Source organism: uncultured Campylobacter sp., from assembly GCF_938045595.1.
GTDB lineage: Bacteria > Campylobacterota > Campylobacteria > Campylobacterales > Campylobacteraceae > Campylobacter_B.
The window spans coordinates 1-3,416 of the sequence record NZ_CALIBB010000215.1 but is presented as its reverse complement, the minus strand read 5'-3'; the positions used below and the strand labels follow the sequence as shown (position 1 = coordinate 3,416).

The window sequence follows — 3,416 nt, the reverse complement described above, 5'->3', positions numbered from 1 at the left end:
TAAACCTTAAAATATTCATAGTAGCAAGGATCTTTCCTTTCGGCATCTTGAGAAAACCGATAATCCAATGCCCAATACATTAGACCGCCGGCGATCAAAGTTACCAGCGTCAAAAACGCCTGTTGAAAGCTATTTTTCATTTTTTACTCCTTGTATATTTGGTTTAAATTTCTCCATACCTTCGTCGGCAATGTTTGGTAGAAAAAATATAGGGCTGTAGCCATACTCTCCCTTTGTTCCATATACAACGACGGATCTTCCTGTTTTTGTATAGATTAAAAAGGGTAAAGAAAGAAAGCTGCTTTATAAATTTATTCATTTTTACCTTTTAAGCAGGGTATTAGAAATTCGCTTGCCATTTCATCTTTCTCTATGGGAATTATTTTCCGATATATTATAGATCCCATTGCTAATTGTTATATCCCATCTACGCACACTTCGGCATTAAGTTCGGCACACATTTTTATCATTTCTTTGCTAAAATCTATAGCATAAACATCGTCCTTTTCTATCGTATCTACCGCTACATAGATATTAACGGTTAAATTTAATTCCGATATCCTCTTTTTAATATCGCCAAAGTTTGCTTTTAAAATTTCATACAAATCTTTTAAGGCATCGCTTGTAAATACGCACTCTTTCTTGGCAGTATAGCATAGCCAGCTACAGCTATTTCTAACCTTGCCGCGCCTTTCATCTATGTCGCCGATTTTATATTTTTTTATATAACTAATTTTATATTCATTGGTCTTCTCATCTAGGATCAAGTCCGAAAAATCAAAGTTATATTTATCCGAAGATAACCAAAAACCAACATACATGGTAGTCATTTATGCTCCTCATAAATTTACAAACCCACCGAACCTCTATAATTACCCATTAACGGCTAAATTTTAAATTATGAGATTATACTATCTCTACCGATATTTGAGCGTCGATTTTGCCGCCATTTTCTTTTAAAATTTCAGGAAATCCCAATTTTATAATCTGCTCTTCGGAGAGGCTATAAGAATAATGGATATTTGCCTCTACGCTCAGCGGAGCGACTATTTTCGCAACTTCGCTAAAAGGCAGCTTAACGTCCAATAGCGCCAAGTAAAAAGCTTCCGTATCGCTATCAAAGACATTTATATAGCAGCCTTTTATATTTTTATCGCCGCTATTTGGAGCCTTGATTATTCTTTCATGGACAGCAGTGGATTCGAAGAAGTATGAAAAACCGGGCTTAACCATATCGATGCATCCAAAAGATCTCATCTGCTCTATGTTTAAGCTATAGCTATATACATAGTAGGGATCGTCTTCATCCGATTTTACGATTTGTTTTATATCTTCTAAATCGAGATCTATTTGCCGCGAATCGGCGTAGCTCTCATCGATACCGAAAGATGTTATCTCATAATATGTCTTATAATACATATCGCGTATATGAAATTTAATTCGCTTATCGCTTAAAAGCTTTGGATCTATTTTTAAATCTAGTTTTTGCGCGTCCGATTTCGCAATCAATTCAGGCTCGAATATAAATTCTTTTCCAAAACGACCGCTTTGCCCTTTTGGAATTTTAAGTCCATACAGTTCCCGTCCATCTCTTACCGGAAAAAGATAGCGGAAAATACCTTTTATGCTTTTCATTTTTGAATCCTTCTTGTTTTATCCGCGGGTTTAGTTTGTTTACCAGTTATATAGTCAAATTGACCCAAATGCCACCCCTGCTTATCATATTTTTCTAGCGCCCCATGCCGAGAATCCCACTCGTAGATATTACCCTTTTCGTCTTTCCATCGCTTCCTTAATCCACCGCCGATCGTTAGCTCCGGTTTTATAGGCGATTGAGGTACGTGAGTGTAAGGGCGTCCTCCGCGCTCTTTTTGTAGCTGCACTCCGCCGCCGATCGTTAATTCAGGTTTTATAGGCGATTGAGGAATTTGAGTGTATGGTAGTTTTTCTTCTCTATTTTTAGGGAATATTTTTATATGATCATTTTTGTCCCAGCTTCTTGCCTGTATATTTTTGTTTTCTAAATCGTTTAGAATTCTATCATAATTTATGTTTGATCGTTCCTTTGTAGTGCCGCCATTATCAGGATATTTTCCAGGATAATTCCAGTAGGCATTGTATTGATCACCTTCATACCAGTTTATTAACCAATTTCCAAAATCTTTTGATAACTGTCTAGTTTTAATAAAAAAGATAGAAGCGGAGGCTGCCTCTATAATAGGCAGAACAGCTGCCACAGCAGCATCATCACTCTTCCTCTGATCCAGCGAGTAAAAGTATTTGGTATCGGCTACGACGGTTTTGTCGTTAGGATTTACTTTAGGCGAATAGTCGTTAAGGCTTCTGCCGTTTAATCTTAAAGCCTTTTCCGACATGCTTAGCATGCCTAGGGCATAGTTGGTAGCGAATTGATTTTGCGCGGGATCTTTAGGTATGAAAGTACCTCGTTTATTATCGCTGCGATGAACGAGCTCGTGTCGCAAAGATGTCATAAATTCTTTCGCATTGCTAATGTGCTTCGTATTGATATATATGGAATTCGGATCGTCTGAGTTAAATTTTCCTCCGCTTCCTCTATTTAGATTAGCAAATTTAACCTTTACCCCCATTTGATTTGCTATATCCTGTGCGGCTCGTTGCTTTTTAAATATATCGGCGCTAGGATCGTTTAACACGTCAAGATTTGCCGCAAGCGACATACTGTCTTTATCGTATCCGCTAACAAAGTCCCCTATATAGTCAAATATTTTATAGGCTTTCGCATTCTCAGTAGTGGCTATTAAATTTATAGCTTCGTATATCGCGCTACCCCTATTAAGCTCATCCTTTATCTCATTCCTTCCCCCTTCGCTAAACAATCTCATATCTACGCTCGCATCAACGTTAGAGTTTAGCTTGGTGGAGTATAGCTCTTTGCTTAGCTTGGAGCTGTCTCTATTTAATCTTCTAAGATCGTCTGAGTTGTATAGAGCCTTATTGTTAGGATCGGATTGTAAAGAAGCAAGCTCATCTTTGCTTAAAGAGCTTATATCTTTATCTCCTACTATAAGCTCTCCTTTTCCTATAGTAGCTAAGCTTTTACTCATATAGTAGGATAGGTTTCTATTATTAGAGTAGTTAATCGATGAAATTTTAGACTTAGGGTCGGTAGCGCTATCTTTAGATTGAGTGTTCTTGCCATCCTTTCCTACGCTCATATCTGTACTGCTTGCTTGCATACCGCTCATTTGATTTGAGCTAAAGGCGTTTGATCCTGCGGTGCTCTCTTTATCTTGGATACCTCCATCTTTACTTCCGCCTCCCTCTCCCTGTTGCGGATCTTTAAAAGCATAATTAGTTCCTATGCTTAAAGAATTTGATTTGTCGTATCTGGTGTTGCTTAAATTTGAAAAAGTTAGGGTATCTGTTTTTAATCT

3 protein-coding genes are annotated in these 3,416 nt (G+C 37.6%); all 3 read right to left on the bottom strand.

The features are described from left to right. Window positions 1-416: 416 nt before the first annotated feature. Window positions 417-830: a hypothetical protein gene (locus Q0340_RS08395; RefSeq protein WP_298082939.1), complete on the bottom strand. Its 414-nt coding sequence runs from the start codon at window positions 828-830 to the stop codon at window positions 417-419. 76 nt (window positions 831-906) lie between these two features. Then, on the bottom strand, window positions 907-1,635 hold the full coding sequence (locus Q0340_RS08390; RefSeq protein WP_298082938.1) for a hypothetical protein: 729 nt from the start codon (window positions 1,633-1,635) through the stop codon (window positions 907-909). Next, window positions 1,632-3,416, bottom strand: a 1,785-nt coding sequence (locus Q0340_RS08385; RefSeq protein ID WP_298082937.1) for a colicin E3/pyocin S6 family cytotoxin, incomplete at its 5' end; no start/stop codon positions are given. The genes Q0340_RS08390 and Q0340_RS08385, both read right to left, overlap by 4 nt.